Here is an 18,314-nt window from a genome sequence, read left to right on the forward strand (position 1 = left end):
CCTATTTCAGCGCCACAGTGCTTTACCGGCGGCGCGAATATCCCCTAATGAGTATAGTCAGGCCTGCTCGGTCTCGTTCAGCTCCTGCTGCAGCTCGCGGATAAGATCGGCGGCATCGTCAAACTGATAGCTGCCGACCATGCTGCTGACAGGTTTCAGGCGCTGCCACAGAGGCTTGCTCACCCTGCGGCTCAATGCTTCCAGTTGAACAACGGCTTCGGCATCGGCGTCTTCCAGACTCTGCAGCAGTTGCTCCAGGGCGGTTTTAAGCGCCTCGGGATCAATCTCCTCGGCGGTATCACCTTCCGCCAGAGGATCGCTTTGTGGCTTATCACCCATCCAGTCCGCAATGGCTTCAACAATGGCTGCAACCCGGGTTTCCACCGCCAGCAACTCTTGCTCACATTCTTCACCGGCCGCCAACTTGGCTTCCAATTGCCTGGCCTCTTCCACCAAAGGCTCGGAGCAGAGGTTACCTGCCCGCCCCTTAAGGGTATGCGCCGCCCTGACCGCTTCTTCCTGCTGTTGTTCCTTGAGCGCCTTGCGAATCCGTTTGCCGACATTGCCCTGACTACCGAGGAAACGCTCGAAGATGCGCCGATAGAGGCGCTCTGAATGCTGTACCAGCTGCAGTCCGCGATCGATATCCAGGCTCTCGTGTTCCGGCCAGCTCACCAGATTCTCAGGAGCATCGCCATCGGCCATACCAGCATCATTATTCCCTGCAGCGGCCGGGACGTGTCCACCTCCCAGATACTGCAACAACACCTGATACAAGAGGCTGACTTCTATCGGCTTGGCGATGTGGTCATTCATGCCCGCTCGCAGACACATCTCCTTGTCACCGGCCATGGCGTTGGCCGTCATGGCAACCACAGGTAACTGCTCAAGCCCTGGTATCTTGCGCAGTGCCTCTGTGGCCTGATATCCATCCATCACAGGCATCTGGCAGTCCATCAGCACAAGATCAAACTGCTGCTGCGCCAACTTCTCCAGCGCTATCTGGCCATTCTCGGCAATGGACAAGTCTATGCCCACCTGTTCGAGAAACTCGGTCGCCACCTCCTGATTCATCTCGTTGTCTTCCACCAGCAACACACGTTTGCCGGCAAGAGCTGCCAGTTGCAGGGATTCGAGATCCAACGCCTTGCGCCTGACCGGAATATGGCCCTGACGCCCAAGAGCCAGCATAATGCCATCGAGCAGCCTGGAGGCACTGACCGGCTTGGTGATATAGCCGTTGATCCCGAGTTGCTCCAACTGTTCGATAAAGTCACTGTTGGCGTGGGCCGACACCATGAGGATCAGCGGCGGCTCTTTTACCTGTAGTATCTGCCGCGCGGTTTCCATGCCGTCCATCTCAGGCATCTTCCAGTCGATCAAGGCCATCTTGTAGGACTTGCGCTTCACCTTATCCAGTGCCTCCATGCCGCTGCGGGCACAGTCAACGGTAAAGCCCATGCTCTCCAGCGTGGTGCGCAATATATCTCTGGCGGTACCGTTATCATCGACCACCAGAATGGGCATGCCTTCCAGTTCCTGCTCTACATTCAGCTTGTCGTTTTCCGCAACCTTGAGCCGCACAGTAAAGAAGAAACAACTGCCGTTGCCAAACTGGCTCTCGACGCCGATTTCGCCGCCCATCAGTTCTACCAGTTGTTTGGAAATCGCCAGCCCAAGCCCGGTACCGCCGTATTTACGCGTGGTCGAGGTATCTGCCTGGCTGAAAGACTTGAATAATCTGGCTTGCTGCTCGGCCGTCAGACCTATGCCACTGTCGCGCACAGCGAATCTTAGGATCACTTCATCCTGCTCGCGGCTGAGCTCACTTATCGACAGCATCACTTCACCCCGTTCGGTGAATTTGATGGCGTTGTTCATCAGGTTAATAAGCACCTGACCGAGACGCAGTGGGTCCCCTTCCAGGTGGCTGGGTACACTGGGGGCCACGGCAAACAGCAGCTCCAATTGTTTGTCGGCGGCGCGCTCAGAGAACATATCCCCGAGATCTTCCAAAATACTGTCGAGCTGGAACGGCACCACTTCGATATCCAGTTTGCCGGCCTCAATCTTGGAGAAGTCGAGAATGTCATTGATGATCCCCAGCAAGGATTGCGAAGCCCGTTCAATTTTTTCCACATAGTTACGCTGTTTACGATCCAACTGTGTCTGCAGGCACAGCTGAGACATGCCGATAATGGCGTTCATCGGGGTGCGGATCTCATGGGACATATTGGCAAGGAAGTCACTCTTGGCCTTGTTGGCGGCATCGGCATCTTCCTTGGCAGCCATCAGTTCGTTGGACAATAGCTTGAGGCGGGTAATGTTGGCGATACTCATAACCACAGAACGCTCCCGTCCCTCTTCCTCTTCAAGCTCGGAGGCGTTGATTGCCATCCACATGGGCTCGCCGGAGGCACTGAGCAGGCGCCACTCGCCGCTGACACTGTGATCGTCACTTCGCTTCAGGCGCTCGTACAGCTCGCTGGCATTGCTTCTGTCTTCCGGCGCCATCAAGTCGGCAAACGAGCGACGTTTGAGCTGCTCGGCACTCATGCCCATGTCACTGCAGAACTGGCCATTGCAATCCATTATGGTGCCGCGATCGTCCAGGTTGACTATGCCTATACCTGCGTTATCAAACAGGGCCCGGAAGTGGGCCTCGCTCTGGGCCAGCTCGGTTTCCATCTCCTTACGGCCGCTGATATCGGTAAGATAACCGTTCCAGAGCATGCCATCCTGCTGTTTACTGCCCTTGGCACCGGCCTCTAGCCAACGCACCTCACCGGAAGGATGCCGGTAGCGGAACTCTTTGATCCATTGCAGTCCACTCTCACCGGAAAGCAGACGAATAATGCTGCCTCTGTCTTCGGCAACAATCCGCTCGGCCACCAGATCAAAATCGGCCATCACCTCATTCTTGTGGTGGCCAAGAGTGGCGATGGCTGCACTGGAAAGAAAGGTGAATCTGCGTTGCTGCGGGCTTTGCCAAAACAGTTGATACACAGTGCTGGGCACAGACTCTGTGATGGTTTCCAATTGCTCCCGTGACTGCTCCATCTTCTCTTGAGCCAGCTTGCTGTCGGTGATGTCATTGAGGCTGCCATCGAACCACAGCGGGTTACCGTCTTCATCATAGCTGGCCTTACCCTTTTCATGGATCCAACGCACACTGCCATCCCGATGGCGAATACGGTACTCGACATCGAAGGCTTGCTGCTCGGCCAGGGCCGAGTTGATGGTGTCGATACACAGCTGTTTGTCTTCATCTATGACCAGGGAACCATAACTGCGCTTCTTGCTGTCGATGAAATGCCAGGCCGGATAGCCGCTTATCTCAGTGATATTGTCGCTGACATATTCCATGGTCCACTGTTCATCGACCCGGGTACGATAAACGGCGCCGGGGATGTTGGATACCAGCCCACGAAAACGGCTCTCGCTCTCGCGAATTTTACGCTCTACCGCCAGTTTCTCGGTCAGCTCCCGAATCGATGCCGCCACCTGACGTTTGCCCTTGTGATCGGCCGGCAACAGGCTCAAACCTATCTGCACCGGGAACTGGGAACCATCGCACTTGAGTGCCTGCAGCGCCTTGCCCTTGGCCATCATGCGATCCTTGCCGTCAGTCACGAAGGCATGGCGCTTGGCTGCGTGTTCCAGCCGGTCCACTTCCGGCAACAGTTGGTCGATATTGAGTTTGAGCATCTCCTCGGCGGCATAACCGAACAGCTCCTGACAACGGCTGTTGGAGAACACCAGCATGCCGCCTTCATCGACGATAAGCATCGCCTCCGGCGCCGCCTCCAGCACGGCGTTGGACCAGGCCGCGGCGGAAAACTGCTCGGTGACATCATTAAACAGCATCTCCACCGAAATCAGCTTGCCTTCATCATCAAGCAGAGGCTGCATAAACAGATCCAAACGCCTCAAGCCACCTTCGGCATCGGCCAACTCCACCTGATGCGGCGGCACCGACTCGCCGGCCAGCGCCTGTTCCATATACTGCCAGTTGGCTTCGTTGATACTGTTGCTGGAAAACAGCCGCTGATACTTACGCCTGAGCACTTCAGGAGTGATACCCAAGACCTTCTTCACCCCTTCGCTCGCCTGTACTATGGCGCCGTTGGGATCCATGGAGCAGTAGAAGGACTTGTCACTCATGCCGTCGATAAGCTTGGCAAACCTGTTGCCACGGGAGTCGAGCAGCGCCTGTTCCCTCTCTTCGAGAATTTCAGCCATCTCATTGAATTTATTGCTGAGAGTCGCAATCTCCCGCACCACGCCTTCGGGTTTTTGCAAGCGTTTGATCAACCCCTTGCTGAAGTCCACTATCCCGGCTTCCAACTGCTCCAGAGGCTGGGTGAGACGCTTGGCGCTCCAGTAACTGGTGACCAGCAGTATCATAGCCAGCAGCAACAGGTTGAGCGTCAAGGAGCTGAAATCCTGCAGGAAAGAACGCAGCAACTGCTTTTGCGGCGTGATCACCAACACCCGCCACTCCAGTGGTGCAACCCTGGCGACACTGGCAAGGTACTGCACGCCGTTGAGATCGCTCAGGGCCACCTCGGGGGTGTCGGCGGCATAGATATGCTGCGCCGCTTCCTTGCCGGCGGCGGTATTAGCCAGCCAGTCTTCCAATTTGGCGTTGCGGGTAAGATTATTGTCCGGGTGATAGATGAGCCTGCCCTGGTTGTCCAATACCAACAGCTTTTTGGGATCTATCCCCAAACGTATCGGCAGGCTGGAGAGAGCGAGATCCGTAGTAACCACGCCCAATGGCGCCGCTTCACCACCAAAGCGCTGTGAAAAAGTGATCATCAGCGTATTACCGGCACCCTCATCAAAATAAGGGGGAGTCCAAAACCCATCCGCCAGCTTGAGCGCTTCGGTCCACCAAGCCCACTCACCGCTGGTGTAATCATAGGCTTCCTGACCTATGTCCATGGTCGCAATAGAAAGATCCTGCCGAAAAGCATAGGGAGCAAAGCGTTTTTGCCCGGGCAGAAACCCGGGCTGAAAGGCGATGGCGCTGCCGTAAAAGTTGGGATTGCGCTGCAACCTGTCCCTGAGCAGTTGATAGAGATTGTCCGCTTGTTGCAGACGTTCGAAAGACTCCAGATTCCCCAGGCTGTATGCCAGTGTCTGGCTATCCCTTTGTGCCAAAGACAGCTCAAACTCGAGCCTTTTAGCGGCGAAGTCTGCCTTTTCGGCCAAGTCGGCAAAGAAGGCTTTCTCTTCTTCCTGATAGTTATACCAGCCGGTAACCCCCGAAATCACAGTCATGATGCTGATTAAGGGAATGGCTATCTGCAACAGAATACGGCTGCGAAAAGTTCTGAGTGTCGCGGTATCCGGCATAGCTCTGCCTCTCTGACGATTTCCTTGCGACTCTGCTACTGCAAAGTCCTATTGTCAGACACTCTCTCTTGGGCAATCAATGCCGAAGTACATCAGGCGACTGAAGTCAACTAACTGATTAAAGGTCAAAAATTAACCTTGTTATTTAAGCATTAGCCATGCGGTTAAACAAGTGAAGCGGAGCAAATTTCACAAAAAAGTCAGCTGCAGCCAACTGGCATAAAACACACAGAAAAAGATAAGCTGGAATTATTTAAATAAACTCTTATGTTGCAGGGAAAGAGAACGGCCAATAGCTGCAAGCCAGCGCTGAAACCGCCCCTTTCCATGCGGCTTGCTATTGGCAGTAGAATCTCTACTATCTGGGTTTAAACAAGGTTTTTGAGTGGCTGAATTCATGGCGAGCTCCTGTGGTGACCAAATGCATTTTGCTGCGGCGCCCACCGTAAAACCAACGATGATTTCTTACCATTAAAATAAGTACAACTTATGGAACACTTAGATCACTTCAAGGGACTGCGCTGCCTGGAAGCGGCGGCGCGGCACAAGAGCTACACCCAAGCCGCAGAAGAGTTACATATCACCCAAGCGGCGGTCAGCCAACAGCTACGCTTGCTGGAGGCTCACCTGGGGATCAAACTCTTTATTCGCCGCGGTCGCAGCATGCAGCCCACCAGCCGTGCTCAGCAGCTGGCCGATACCCTGACGGCGGCATTCGGCTCCATCGGCTCCTGCTGGCAAGAGATACAATGTCAGGGGGTTCCAGGAGAGCTCAACATCACGACAACTCAGTCCTTTGCCTCCTTGATCCTGCTGCCGAATCTTGGGCAGTTCAATCGGCTGCATCCGGAAATCAAGGTCAGGGTCTGGGCCTCGAGTCAGCTGGAAGATCTCCAACACGCAGAGATGGATATCGGCATACGTTTTGGTGACATTGACGCGGGTGAGCTTTACTGTCGTCACCTGTTCGACGATGACACAGTCCCCCTGTGTTCCAGCCAACTGGCACAGGAGCAAGCACTCACACATGCCTCGCAACTGAGCCAATGCTGGCTTATCGATGCCGACGACAAGCCGGGACAGGATTGGCTGGCCTGGTTTGCGGCGGCAGGTATCACGCCGGATACCCAGGCGCTCAATTGGGTGCGGGTCGCCAATCTGGATATGGCACTGAGCACGGCGCTGTCAGGCCACGGGGTGTTTTTAGGCTCCCGCCTGATGGCCCAGCAATATATCCGCGCCGGTACGCTCACGGCGCCTCTGCCGCAGGTGCTGCCGGGTGGGATCCGCTATCACCTCTTGTATCACGCCGCCTCACCCAAACTGGCCAGGATAAGGCGGTTTGAAGACTGGTTGCTGGCCTTGATTGCTTCGCTCAAGACTCAGGCATCGGCCTGAGGCAGGGCCTCATCACCGCAGCCGCGCAGACGCTGAAAATAACTGCGGGTTTCTGCCAGCACCAGGTGGCGCAGACCTATAATGGCAATCAGATTGGGTATCGCCATCAAGCCATTGACTATGTCGGCGAGCAGCCAGATGAGATCCAGCGTGATAAAGGCGCCCGAGGCAATAAGCCCGAGAAAAACCCAGCGATAGAGCGGGATCCAGCGGCCCTTGGTGAGATAGCTCCAGCAGCGATCGCCATAATAGTTCCAGCCAAGAATAGTGGTAAAGGCGAAACACACAAGCGCCACAGTCACCAAATACTGGCCAATCAGCGGCGTGGTGGCACTGGAAAAAGCAGCACTGGTCATGCCTACCCCGGCGATATCGCCATTCCAGACACCGGTAAGAATAAGCACCAAGCCGGTCATGGTGCAGATGATGATGGTATCGAAGAAGGTGCCCGTCATGCTCACCAGTCCCTGCTCAACCGGCTCCTTGGTTTTGGCGGCCGCCGCCGCTATCGGGGCACTGCCCAAACCCGACTCGTTGGAGAACACTCCGCGAGCAATCCCGGTTTGAATCGCCAGGGCGATACCGGCCCCCAAAAAGCCACCGGTGGCCGCCACCGGATTGAAAGCGGAATGCAACACCAGTGCTATCGCATCCGGAATCGCCTCGCTGGCGCTCAGCAGCACCCAAAGACAGGCAACCACATAGCCTATGGCCATAGTGGGCACCAACTTTTGCGCCACAGCCGCAATCCGTTTAACCCCCCCTAAGGTCACGGCAGCCACCAGCGAGGTCAGCACCACGGCAGTGCTCCAGGCTGGCACATCAAAGGCGATGGTCAGGGCTTCGGAAATCGCATTGACCTGGGCAAAAGTCCCGATACCGAAAAAAGCGACACCGACACCGAAAACCGCAAACAGCTTGGCCAGCCAGCCTAGCCCCAGGCCTTTTTCTATGTAGTACATGGGGCCACCGGCGATGTTACCGTGGCGATCTGTGGTGCGAAACTTAAGCGCCAATAGACACTCGGCATACTTGGTGGCCATGCCAAACAAGGCGGCAATCCACATCCAGAACAGGGCGCCGGGGCCACCGAGTTTGATGGCAGTAGCCACCCCGACAATATTGCCCGTGCCTATGGTGGCCGACAGTGCGGTACAGAGGGCGGCAAAAGAGGAGAGTTCCCCTTTGCCATTGGCGGGTTTGAACAGCAACTGCAGCGCCAGCGGCAGACGCAACAGTTGAATGAATCCCAGCCTGAAGCTCAGATAAATACCGGTTCCCACCAACAAGACTAAGGTGGCAGGTCCCCAGACAATAGCGTTTATCTGGGTAAGAAGTGCATGAAAATCCATAGATTCCTCAGTTATTAAACATCAAAATTAATAAACGGAGGAGGAAAAGAAATGGCTGCGAAACCGCGGCAGCAGAGGCCAAAAGCGAAAGATCACCAGAGGCAAGGCGGTGCAATCATCCTCTCCTCTGTCCTTTTGCCTGAGCGTTTCGCGCCGGCCTAAGCCGGCACTTTCGCCTTCGGCGCCGGGGCATGCCCGGTCTCTCCAGAGGCTCGTCCAGTAACAGTCCACGCCGTCAATGCTGACCGGCACCTGAAAGAGTACCTCCAACCGGGTTAACCGGTGGAAATTGCCTCGTCGGTGTGGGGGCGATTCCCCACTCTCCTGCTACCTTCATCCGAACGGATTGCCACGTTATTTGTGGCAGGTGGCACAGTTTGCGCCTAAATGGCCCCCGGCTCAAGGGGCAAAGCCGACTCGCGCCCTGTTTGCTGCAAAAAATTTGACCTTGGCCTACACCCCGAGCGACCGAACCCGGTTCGGTTTACGCGGTAACAACAGCTGAAAGTCGAGTTCACCGATTGAAAAAACTTGTTATGCTGTAGCAGATTACTGCGGGTCACAGGAGTTCAAATGCAGAGCCAGGTGTTGCTGGAAGGGGTAAGCAAAGGATTTTTGGACGGCGATCGCCCCCACAGGGTGCTGGAAAATCTCAGCCTGGAGATCAAACCCGGCGAAACGGTGGCATTGACCGGCCCCAGTGGCAGCGGCAAGAGCACACTGCTGAATCTGATAGCCGGTTTTGAGCACCCGGATCAGGGCCGCATTCTGCTGGCAGGTCAAGACAGCAGTCGCTGGCAGGACAAACAGTGGAGCGCCTTTCGCCGCCGCCATCTGGGGGTGGTGTTCCAGCAATTCAACCTACTGACGCCGCTCAATGTTCGCGACAATATTCTTTTTCCCCTGTCGCTGCTCGGTGAAGGCTGGCAAGCCTGGTGCGATCACCTGGTACAGGCACTGGGGCTGACGCCACTGTTGAACCGGGAAGTCGAAAGCCTCAGTGGTGGTCAACAGCAAAGAGTCGCCATTGCCCGCGCCCTGGCCCATAAGCCTGAATTACTACTGGCCGATGAACCGACAGGCAACCTGGATGCCGCCGCCGGTGATGAGGTGATGCAGCTTTTGTGCTCTCTCGCCGCCGATGCCGGCAGTGCCATTCTGATGGTCACCCACAGCGAAACGGCCGCCGCCTATATGCAGCGCCGCTGGCACCTGCAGCAAGGGCGCATTCATGAGTGACACAGGGGCGCTAACCACAATCAAGTTGGCCTGGCAGGCCCTGAAAGTCACCCTGGCCCACTATCGCAAGGCACCACTGCAGGCCGGCGCCATACTGCTGGGAGTGGTGTTGGCGGTGACTCTGCTGATTGGCGTCAAGGCCACCAACGACAACGCCATCAACAGCTACCGTGAGGCGGGCGAAGCCCTGGGACAACAGGCCAGCCTTTTTATCACCCCCAAGGCCCGCGGGGCCAGCCTCGATGAAGCACTCTATTTTCAACTGCGCCAAAGCGGCATCCAGGCACTGCCGGTGATCAGCGGCGTCCTTGACGACGCTCAGGGTCGCCAGTGGCAAGTGGAAGGCAGCGATATCATTGCCGCCCTCGGCACCTTCGAGCAAAGGGGCAATGGCCGCAACCATCTGCCCTTGAATAGACTGCTCGCCGGTGAGCCCATCATTGTCATGAGCGACAGCCTGCATCAGGGACTCAAGGCGCCGCCAACCCTGTCCCTCGGTGGACGCACGCTCGAAGTGCTGGCGCTCGCCGACTCACAGCAGCTCGGCAACCGCCTCTATCTGGATATCTCGCTGGCCCAGCAGCTATTAAAGCGCGAAGGCACCCTCAGCTATATCGCCCTCTTTGGCGAGCCGCAGAGGCTCAAAGAGCGGCTCAAGCAAAGCGGACTGCCGCTGGGTAAGCTGAATATCAGCGAGCAGGACAAGGGCGCCGCCCTGACAGCGCTCACCCGCAGTTTTCATTTGAACCTCAACGCCATGGGGATGTTGGCCTTCGTGGTGGGGCTGTTTATCGCCTACAACGGTGTACGCTACAGCCTGATGAAACGCCGCCGTTTGTTGCTCTTGTTGCTCAAGCAGGGCCTGGGACGACGTGCCCTGATGCTGGCGCTGCTGCTGGAGTTGTTGTTGCTGGTGTTCATTGGCTCGGCCAGTGGCTTTATTCTGGCGCTGCAGCTCAGCCAGTGGCTGCAGCCCATGGTGGCGCTGACCTTGGAGCAGCTCTATGGTGCGACTCTGCTGCCGGGGAATTGGCGCTGGCAATGGTTGGCCGAAGGCGCCGGTCTGACACTTATCGCCGCACTGCTGGCCTGCGTGCCCCTGTATCTTGAGCTGTGTCATCAGAGCCTGGCACAAAATACCCAGAGCCAATGGCATGCACACAGACACAGAAGCATGCACAAACGCCTGTTTCTCATTGGGGTTGCGCTGCTTGCCCTGACGGCGCTGCTTTATCCCTTGAGCCAAACCCACCAACACAGCCTGGGCTTGATGGGGCTCTTGACCCTGGCTATCCCGCTGCTGTTGCCGCAACTGTTGCAGTCTTTGCTCGGGCTATTGGCGCGGCTGTTTCCGTCCGGACTCAGCAAGTACGCCATCGCCGATACCCGAGAGCTGGTGGCACCGCTGGCGCTGGCCATGATGGCGCTGCTACTGGCCCTGTGTGCCAATATCGCTATGAATACCCTGGTAGGCAGCTTTGACAAGACCCTCAGAAGCTGGCTCGACACCCGCCTGCATGCCGAGCTTTATATCCGCCCGGGCGCCGGCAATATGGCGAATCTGGAGCATTTTCTTGAGCAGCAAGCCCCCGGACTGGCTCACTTCTACCAATGGCAGGCGCCCTTCTATGCCAAGGGGAGCGGCAATACGCTGGAGATAAACCTTATTAGCCGGGACGCCGACTCTATCGCGCGCACCACGGCGCTGAAAACCCCAGCCCAGGCTCAGGTGCAAGGAGCCCAAAACAAGCAACAGCAAGCGCTGCTGACGGTGATCCAGGGCCAGACTCTGGCTATCAGCGAGCCCTTGGCCCTGATGCTGGGGCTGGCGCCGGGCGACAAGCTCAGCCTCTGCCCGGAAAAGGAATGTAAGACACCACTGACCCTACCCATCAGCGCCATCTATTACGACTATGGCAATCCCAAGGGGGAGGTCCTGCTGGCACAATCCCTCTGGCAAGAGCTTAAGCTGCCAACTGAAGCCGTTAGCCTGGCGGTGAGTGGCATAGCAACAAGTGCAGAAAGGGCCAAGGGGGCAGGACTCACAAGCATTGCCGCCCTCGAGCGCGCCCTCATTCAAGAGCTTGGACTCAGTCCGGTACAGGTCTACAGCCAGCAAAAAATTCGCGATGAGGCGATTCGGGTCTTCAACAAGACCTTCAGCATTACCCTGGTACTCAACACCCTGACCTTACTCGTGGCTGCCGTGGGGCTTTTCAGTGCTGTGCTGATGCTGACCCAGTCCCGCCAGGCGAGCCTCGCCATGTTACGCTCGCTCGGGCTTACCCGTGGCCGGCTTTTGTCTATGTTGCTATTGCAGATGCTGCTGGTGGTGCTGCTCACCTGTCTGTTGGCCCTGCCCATGGGGGCGATTCTCGGTTACCTGCTTATCCATAAGGTGACGCTGCAGGCCTTCGGCTGGACCATAGCCATGCAGTGGGACTGGCTGGCCTATGGCCGGGTGGTGCTTTTGTCGCTGCTGTGCTGCATCCTGGCGGTGATAGTTCCCCTCTACTGGCAGAGCCGCCGCTCTCTGGTCTCCAGCCTGCAACAGGAGGTGCTCTAATGCGATTGATTACAATGCGGTGGCCTGCCGTAGCGCCCTTGTTAGCGGGTCTACTGCTGGGCTGCGCTGTGCTGAGTGGCTGCGATAAGGCTCATCAAGACAAGGCTCAGCAGCAAGACTCACGGGCCATGAGCCGGGTGATGGGTACTGCGAGCGAAGGCTATGCCAAAGTCGAGCCCGGTGCGGCGCTGCAGTTTCCGGAAGATCACCTGCCCCACCCCAGGTTTCGTCAGGAGTGGTGGTATCTGACCGCCAATCTGACCACGCAAAGCGGTGAGCCCCTCGGGCTGCAATGGACTCAGTTTCGTATCGCCCTCTCCCCGGATGAACCTGAATCCAGCTCTCCCTGGGCGACGAATCAGCTTTATATGGCTCACAGCGCACTCAGTTTTCAAGATAGTCACCAAAGCGCCGAGCGCTGGGCCAGGGGCGCGCTTGCCGCGCCCCAAGGCAAAGCAGCCCATCCCCAGGGAGCCCAGGACAAAACTCAAGCCGGAGCCATGGGCTTGCCGCTCAGGGTCTGGCTCGATAACTGGCGCTGGCAAAGCCAGGCGGCAAGCGGCCCCAATAGCGGGCTGTTTCCCGCCAGTTTACAGGTCAGCGAAGAGGACTTTGCCTTCGAGTTGCAACTCGATAGCCAAGCCGAGCTGCAGATTCAGGGAGAAAAGGGTTTCAGCCGTAAAAATGCCGCCGGCACTGTAGCCTCTTACTACTACAGCCAGCCTTTTATTCGGGTCAAAGGCAAAGTGCGCCACAAGGAGCAATGGCTGCAGGTATCCGGCAATGCCTGGCTCGATAGGGAGTGGAGCTCAGAATTTCTCAGTCGCGGCCAACAGGGCTGGGACTGGTTCGCCTTGCGGCTCGATGACGGTTCGGCCCTGATGCTGTTTCAGCTCAGAGAGCAGGAAAACAAAGCCTTTTTCAGCGGCAAGCGCATGTATCCCGACGGCAGTGGCCACCCGCTGGCGCTCGATGATATCAGCCTCAGCGTCAAGGACTGGCAACAAACGGCCAGCGGTCGCTACCCTGTAGCCTGGCAACTGGAGCTGCCGGGAGAATCTCTGTCATTGACTCTGGAAGCCCTCAATCCCAATGCCGCCATGAACCTGTCTATCCCCTACTGGGAGGGGCCCATCACCATCAAAGGCACACAAACCGGCGTGGGTTATATGGAGCTGACCGGCTATTGAATAACCCACTTTAGGTAGTAAACAAGAACTATTCTCAAAATGACGTTGAATTAATATTGCAGGAGTCAAGCGGCTAATCTGTTTAAATTTCAAACTTGGATTCAGATCACATTGAAAATGTTGATCCGGATCGCCAATCGCTTTCATTACCTCTCAAGAGGTATACCCACATTTTTAATGAGGTCTAGACTTTGATTCAGTTCCGGTGACTCGGCCCATGCCGTGCCAGTCGCCCTTACCTGTCGAGGTGAGCCTCAATGAAGCAACAAACAGAGATGGAATACCATGTCACCAGTCTGGTGGTGCATGCCGCTCCGGGAACCCTGGAGGCGGTGACCACTGCCATCCAGGCCCTTGAAGGCGCCGAAGTCCACGCCAGCAGCCCAGAAGGCAAATTGGTAGTCACCCTCGAAGGCGAAAGCCAGGGCGAGATCCTGGATAACGTCGAAGCAATCAACCGTCTGCCCGGGATACTGTCCAGCAGTCTTATCTATCATCAGGTCGATTCTGAGCCTGTCAGTCAAACAAAAGAAATAAAGAGTGAGGAAACACCATGAGCATAAGCCGCCGCGAGTTTCTTAAAGCCAACGCCGCCGTTGCCGCCGCCACGGCCGTTGGAGTCACTCTGCCAGTGAAAGTCGTCGAAGCCGCTGAGCAGAAAGACAATATCAAATGGGACAAGGCCCCCTGCCGATTCTGCGGTGTCGGCTGCTCTGTGCTGGTAGGCACAAAAGAGGGCAAGGTCGTCGCCACCAAGGGCGATCCTGAGAGCCCGGTCAACAAGGGCCTGAACTGCATCAAGGGCTACTTCCTGTCGAAAATCATGTACGGAAAAGACCGTCTGACCACTCCACTGCTGCGGATGAAAGACGGCCAGTATGCCAAAGACGGTGAGTTCATCCCCGTGAGCTGGGACAAGGCCTTCGATGTGATGGCAGAAAAGTGGAAGCACTCGCTCAACACCAAGGGCCCGACTTCTGTGGGCATGTTCGGCTCAGGCCAGTGGACCATCTGGGAAGGCTACGCCGCCTCCAAGCTGCATAAGGCAGGTTTCCGCACCAACAATATCGACCCCAATGCCCGCCACTGTATGGCCTCGGCCGTGGTCGGCTTTATGCGTACCTTTGGTATCGATGAACCCATGGGCTGTTATGACGACCTGGAAGCCGCCGATCACTTTGTGCTCTGGGGCGCCAACATGGCCGAGATGCACCCCATCCTATGGGCCCGCCTGTCGGATCGCCGTCTGAGCCACCCCGACGGTAAGGTGCATGTACTGTCTACCTTCGAGAACCGCTCGTTCGATTTGGCCGACAACCCGATAGTGTTCAAGCCTCAGTCCGACCTGGTGATCCTCAACTATATCGCCAACTACATCATCCAAAACGGCGCGGTCAACAAGGACTTCGTCAACAAGCACACCAAGTTTGCCCTGGGTGTGGATGACATAGGTTATGGCCTGCGTCCGGATCATCCGCTGGAGAAAAAAGCCAAGAATCCGGGTAACGGCAAGTTCAGCGATATCAGCTTCGATGAGTACGCCAAGTTTGTCAGCCGCTACACTCTGAAATACGCCAGCGAGATGAGCGGCGTGGAGAAAGAGCGCCTGCTGGAGCTGGCCAAGGCCTATGCCGATCCCAAGGTCAAGGTAATGAGCCTGTGGACCATGGGTATCAACCAACACGTGCGTGGGGTTTGGGCCAACAACATGCTCTATAACCTGCACCTGTTGACCGGCAAGATTGCCACTCCGGGTAACAGCCCCTTCTCTCTCACAGGCCAGCCCTCTGCCTGTGGTACCGCCCGTGAAGTCGGCACCTTTGCCCACCGTCTGCCCGCCGACATGGTGGTCAACAACGACAAACACCGCGCCATCACAGAAAAGGCCTGGCAGCTGCCTGAAGGCACTATTCCGCCCAAGCCCGGTTTCCACGCCGTGTTGCAGAGCCGGATGCTGAAAGACGGCAAGCTCAACTGCTACTGGACCATGTGTACCAACAATATGCAGGCCGGCCCCAACATCAACGATGAAATCTATCCCGGTTTCCGTAACCCGGAAAACTTTATCGTGGTGTCAGATCCATACCCAACAGTAACCGCCATGGCGGCCGACCTGATCCTGCCTACCGCCATGTGGGTCGAGAAAGAAGGTGCCTATGGTAACGCCGAGCGCCGCACCCATATGTGGCACCAGCAGGTGAAAGCCCCTGAAGGTGCCAAGTCGGATCTGTGGCAGCTGATGGAGTTCGCCAAGCGCTTCAAGGTAGAGGAGGTCTGGCCCGCCGAGCTGATTGCCAAGAAACCTGAATACGCCGGCAAGAACCTCTATGAAGTGCTGTTCGCCAATGGCGTGATCAACAAGTTCCCCGCCAGCGACTGTCAGGCCGAGCTCAACGATGAATCTGAACACTTCGGCTTCTATGTGCAGAAGGGGATCTTCGAAGAATACGCCGCCTTCGGTCGCGGCCATGGTCACGATCTGGCTCAGTTCGACCGCTACCACGAAACCCGTGGTCTGCGTTGGCCGGTAGTGGATGGCAAGGAAACCCTGCGCCGCTTCGTTGAAGGTTCTGACCCTTACGTTAAACCGGGTTCAGGCTATCAGTTCTACGGTAAGCCAGATGGCAAGGCGGTGATCTTCGCCCTGCCCTACGAACCGGCCGCCGAAGAGCCCAACAGTGAATACGATCTGTGGATGAGCACAGGCCGGGTGCTGGAGCACTGGCACACAGGCTCTATGACCGCCAGGGTGCCCGAGTTGTACCGTGCCTATCCGGATGCGCAGATCTTCATGCACCCTGATGATGCCAAGAGCCGTGGCCTCAAGCGTGGTGATGAAGTCATCGTCGCTTCGCCTCGCGGCGAAGTGAAGACCCGGGTTGAAACCAAGGGCCGTAACAAGCCACCCAAAGGCGTGGTGTTCATGCCCTTCTTCGATGCCCGTCAATTGGTCAACAAGCTGGTACTGGACGCCACCGACCCTCTGTCCAAAGAGACAGACTTCAAGAAGTGTCCGGTCAAAGTGATGAAGGCCTGAGGCAGCAGTAATGGGTGACAAACGCAATAGTGCCAATAACATCAATCGTCGCCAGTTTCTGGCGACCACGGCCAAAGCCGGCTGTGTGATGGGGTTGGCCGGGCTGGGTATATCAGCGCTGGCCAAGTCCCAGTCGCTGGCGCCCCAGGCGATACGTCCCCCGGGCGCCCTCGCCGAGGACGCCTTTCTCTCGGCCTGCGTTCGCTGTGGCCTCTGTGTCGAGGCCTGTCCCTATGACACCCTGAAACTGGCGCGTTGGTTTGAAGGGGCAGCCACAGGCACGCCCTTCTTCAGCGCCCGCAGTATCCCCTGCGAGATGTGCGAGAACATACCCTGTACCCGCGCCTGTCCCAGTGGGGCACTGGATACCGGCCTCGAGAAAATCGAGGATGCCAGAATGGGCACAGCCGTACTGATCGATGAGAAAAACTGCCTTAACTTCAAAGGCCTGAGATGTGATGTCTGCTACCGCGTCTGCCCGCTCATCGATGAGGCCATCACCCTTGAGCGTGCCCGCAATGAGCGCAGTGGCCACCACGCCATGTTTATTCCTACCGTGCATGCCGATATCTGTACCGGTTGCGGCAAGTGTGAACATGCCTGCGTTTTGGAAGAGGCGGCGATCAAGGTGCTGCCGCAGAAGCTCGCCAGCGGCAAGACCGCCGAGCACGACACTTACATAGACACGGAAAAGACCACCCTGGAGATGCTCAATCAAGGGCTGCCCGGACTGGGTAACGGAGGGGCAATATGAGTCGAAAAAAAAGCTCAGACGCCTTTGCCGCCGATGCCATTGCCACCCTGGGTTGGTGGAAGGCACACAGGTTCCTGCTACTCAGACGCTTGTCACAACTGAGCGTTTTGCTGCTGTTTGCCATAGGGCCACTGTTTGGCCTCTGGCTACTGAAAGGCAACCTGTCGGCCAGTCTGTTACTGGACACTGTGCCGCTGGCCGATCCGCTGGTGACGCTGCAGAGCCTGGCCAGTGGCCATCTGCCGGAGCCGAGCCTGCTGCTCGGCGCCGCCCTTGTCGCCCTGGGTTATGGTTTGCTGGGTGGACGGGTGTTCTGCAGCTGGGTCTGCCCTGTCAATATGGTGACAGATACGGCTGCCTGGCTCAGACGCAAGTTGGGCCTGCCCAGATTGCCCGAGCTGCCAAGGTCGCTGCGCTACTATCTGCTGGTATTGGTGTTGCTCTTGCCCCCACTGACCGGCCTGTTGGCCTGGGAGTGGCTCAACCCGGTTCCCGTGGCCTACCGAGCCTTGTTGTTCGGTGGTTTCAGTGGCCTGTGGCTGCTGCTGGCGATACTGCTGCTGGATCTGTTCGTCAGCGAGCGCGCCTGGTGCAGCCACCTGTGCCCAAGTGGTGCCCTCTACAGCCTGCTGGGCAAGCTGCGACTGGTCAATATCGAGGCGGTAAGAGCCAACGACTGCAACAACTGCATGGACTGTTTTACCGTGTGTCCCGAACGGCAGGTGCTCAAACCCGCCCTCAAGGGAAGCAACCCAACGATAACCAGTACCGATTGCACCCTCTGCGGCCGCTGTATCGATGTCTGTGCCAAGAAGGTCTTTGAGTTTGATACGCCATTAACCCGGCTCTCGCCCAAGGGTGAAGCCAAAGACAAATCCAACAAAATAGATTGCAACAAAATTGCCACCAAGGCGGAGAACAAGCAATGAAAAAAACACTCAGCGCAGCCGCGATGCTGCTGGCACTCAGCGCCTGCTCAGGACAGCAGGCAGAAACGGCTCAGCCGGTTAACGTCAGTTCTCTTGGCGGTGGCGATGCAGAGATTAGCTCTGTACGCCCGGCCGATGCCATGCCTTCCTATCCAATGCGTGGCAATGCCATAGAGCGCAACTACGCCGAGCAGCCGCCGCTCATTCCCCACAAGGCCGACTACCCCATCAGCCTGAAGAAAAACAGCTGTATGAACTGCCATGACTGGAGCAAGGCCAAGCGCATGAAGGCAACGCCTGTGGCCAAGTCCCATGTTATCGACGACAAAGGCACCCTCAATGGACAGAACTATTTCTGTACCCAGTGCCATGTGCCTCAGGCCGATAACAAGCAGCCGCTGGTGGACAATAACTTCAGCACTGGCGCTGCCAACTGATAGTGAGAAAAACCGGGTCGCTGCTTCCTGGAGGCGCCCCGGTTTCAAGGT

Annotated in this window: 12 protein-coding genes and 1 riboswitch; of the genes, 9 read left to right on the forward strand and 3 right to left on the reverse strand. The window is 57.0% G+C overall.

Annotation, left to right across the window (positions count from 1 at the left end; translation table 11 throughout):
• Window positions 1–57: 57 nt before the first annotated feature.
• Together CX650_RS08120 and CX650_RS20005 are read right to left on the reverse strand one after the other, a co-directional pair.
• The gene (locus CX650_RS08120) at window positions 58–5,361 is read right to left on the reverse strand and encodes a PAS domain S-box protein (protein ID WP_101095528.1); all 5,304 of its coding nucleotides are present in this window, start codon (window positions 5,359–5,361) and stop codon (window positions 58–60) included.
• A 249-nt stretch (window positions 5,362–5,610) separates the two neighbouring features.
• Entirely contained in the window at window positions 5,611–5,760 is a 150-nt protein-coding gene (locus CX650_RS20005) for a hypothetical protein (RefSeq protein ID WP_157823005.1), read from the reverse strand.
• 90 nt (window positions 5,761–5,850) lie between these two features.
• Between CX650_RS20005 and CX650_RS08125 the strand changes: the two genes are divergently transcribed.
• Window positions 5,851–6,759 carry a LysR substrate-binding domain-containing protein gene (locus tag CX650_RS08125; protein ID WP_045283002.1) on the forward strand — a complete coding sequence of 303 codons (909 nt, stop codon included), beginning with the start codon at window positions 5,851–5,853 and terminating at the stop codon, window positions 6,757–6,759.
• On the opposite strand, the gene CX650_RS08130 is transcribed toward CX650_RS08125, so the two are convergent.
• Window positions 6,744–8,111: an alanine/glycine:cation symporter family protein gene (locus CX650_RS08130; protein ID WP_101095529.1), complete on the reverse strand. Its 1,368-nt coding sequence runs from the start codon at window positions 8,109–8,111 to the stop codon at window positions 6,744–6,746. The genes CX650_RS08125 and CX650_RS08130 overlap by 16 nt on opposite strands.
• Before the next feature lie 117 nt (window positions 8,112–8,228).
• Window positions 8,229–8,329, reverse strand: a riboswitch (glycine riboswitch).
• A gap of 355 nt (window positions 8,330–8,684) precedes the next feature.
• Between CX650_RS08130 and CX650_RS08135 the strand changes: the two genes are divergently transcribed.
• The 8 genes from CX650_RS08135 (at window position 8,685) to CX650_RS08170 (ending at window position 18,263) form a co-directional block, all read left to right on the forward strand.
• Window positions 8,685–9,350, forward strand: a complete 666-nt coding sequence (locus CX650_RS08135; protein WP_101095530.1) for an ABC transporter ATP-binding protein — start codon at window positions 8,685–8,687, stop codon at window positions 9,348–9,350.
• Entirely contained in the window at window positions 9,343–11,916 is a 2,574-nt protein-coding gene (locus tag CX650_RS08140) for an ABC transporter permease (RefSeq protein ID WP_101095531.1), read from the forward strand. The genes CX650_RS08135 and CX650_RS08140 overlap by 8 nt, the downstream gene beginning before the upstream one ends.
• Entirely contained in the window at window positions 11,916–13,106 is a 1,191-nt protein-coding gene (locus CX650_RS08145; RefSeq protein ID WP_101095532.1) for a lipocalin-like domain-containing protein, read from the forward strand. The genes CX650_RS08140 and CX650_RS08145 overlap by 1 nt, the downstream gene beginning before the upstream one ends.
• Window positions 13,107–13,363: 257 nt before the next feature.
• A complete protein-coding gene (locus CX650_RS08150) occupies window positions 13,364–13,663 on the forward strand; it encodes a chaperone NapD (RefSeq protein WP_025889977.1) in 300 nt (99 codons plus the stop codon).
• Window positions 13,660–16,143 carry a nitrate reductase catalytic subunit NapA gene (napA, locus tag CX650_RS08155; RefSeq protein ID WP_101095533.1) on the forward strand — a complete coding sequence of 828 codons (2,484 nt, stop codon included), beginning with the start codon at window positions 13,660–13,662 and terminating at the stop codon, window positions 16,141–16,143. The genes CX650_RS08150 and napA overlap by 4 nt, the downstream gene beginning before the upstream one ends.
• A gap of 10 nt (window positions 16,144–16,153) precedes the next feature.
• Window positions 16,154–16,897 (forward strand): ferredoxin-type protein NapG, encoded by a 744-nt coding sequence (napG, locus tag CX650_RS08160; RefSeq protein WP_101095534.1) that lies wholly within the window; start codon window positions 16,154–16,156, stop codon window positions 16,895–16,897.
• Entirely contained in the window at window positions 16,894–17,826 is a 933-nt protein-coding gene (napH, locus tag CX650_RS08165; RefSeq protein ID WP_101095535.1) for a quinol dehydrogenase ferredoxin subunit NapH, read from the forward strand. Before napG ends, napH begins: the two co-directional genes overlap by 4 nt.
• Window positions 17,823–18,263 (forward strand): nitrate reductase cytochrome c-type subunit, encoded by a 441-nt coding sequence (locus tag CX650_RS08170; protein ID WP_093982332.1) that lies wholly within the window; start codon window positions 17,823–17,825, stop codon window positions 18,261–18,263. Before napH ends, CX650_RS08170 begins: the two co-directional genes overlap by 4 nt.
• Window positions 18,264–18,314 lie beyond the last annotated feature (51 nt).

The organism is Shewanella indica (genome assembly GCF_002836975.1).
In the GTDB taxonomy this organism is placed as follows: Bacteria; Pseudomonadota; Gammaproteobacteria; order Enterobacterales; family Shewanellaceae; genus Shewanella; species Shewanella indica.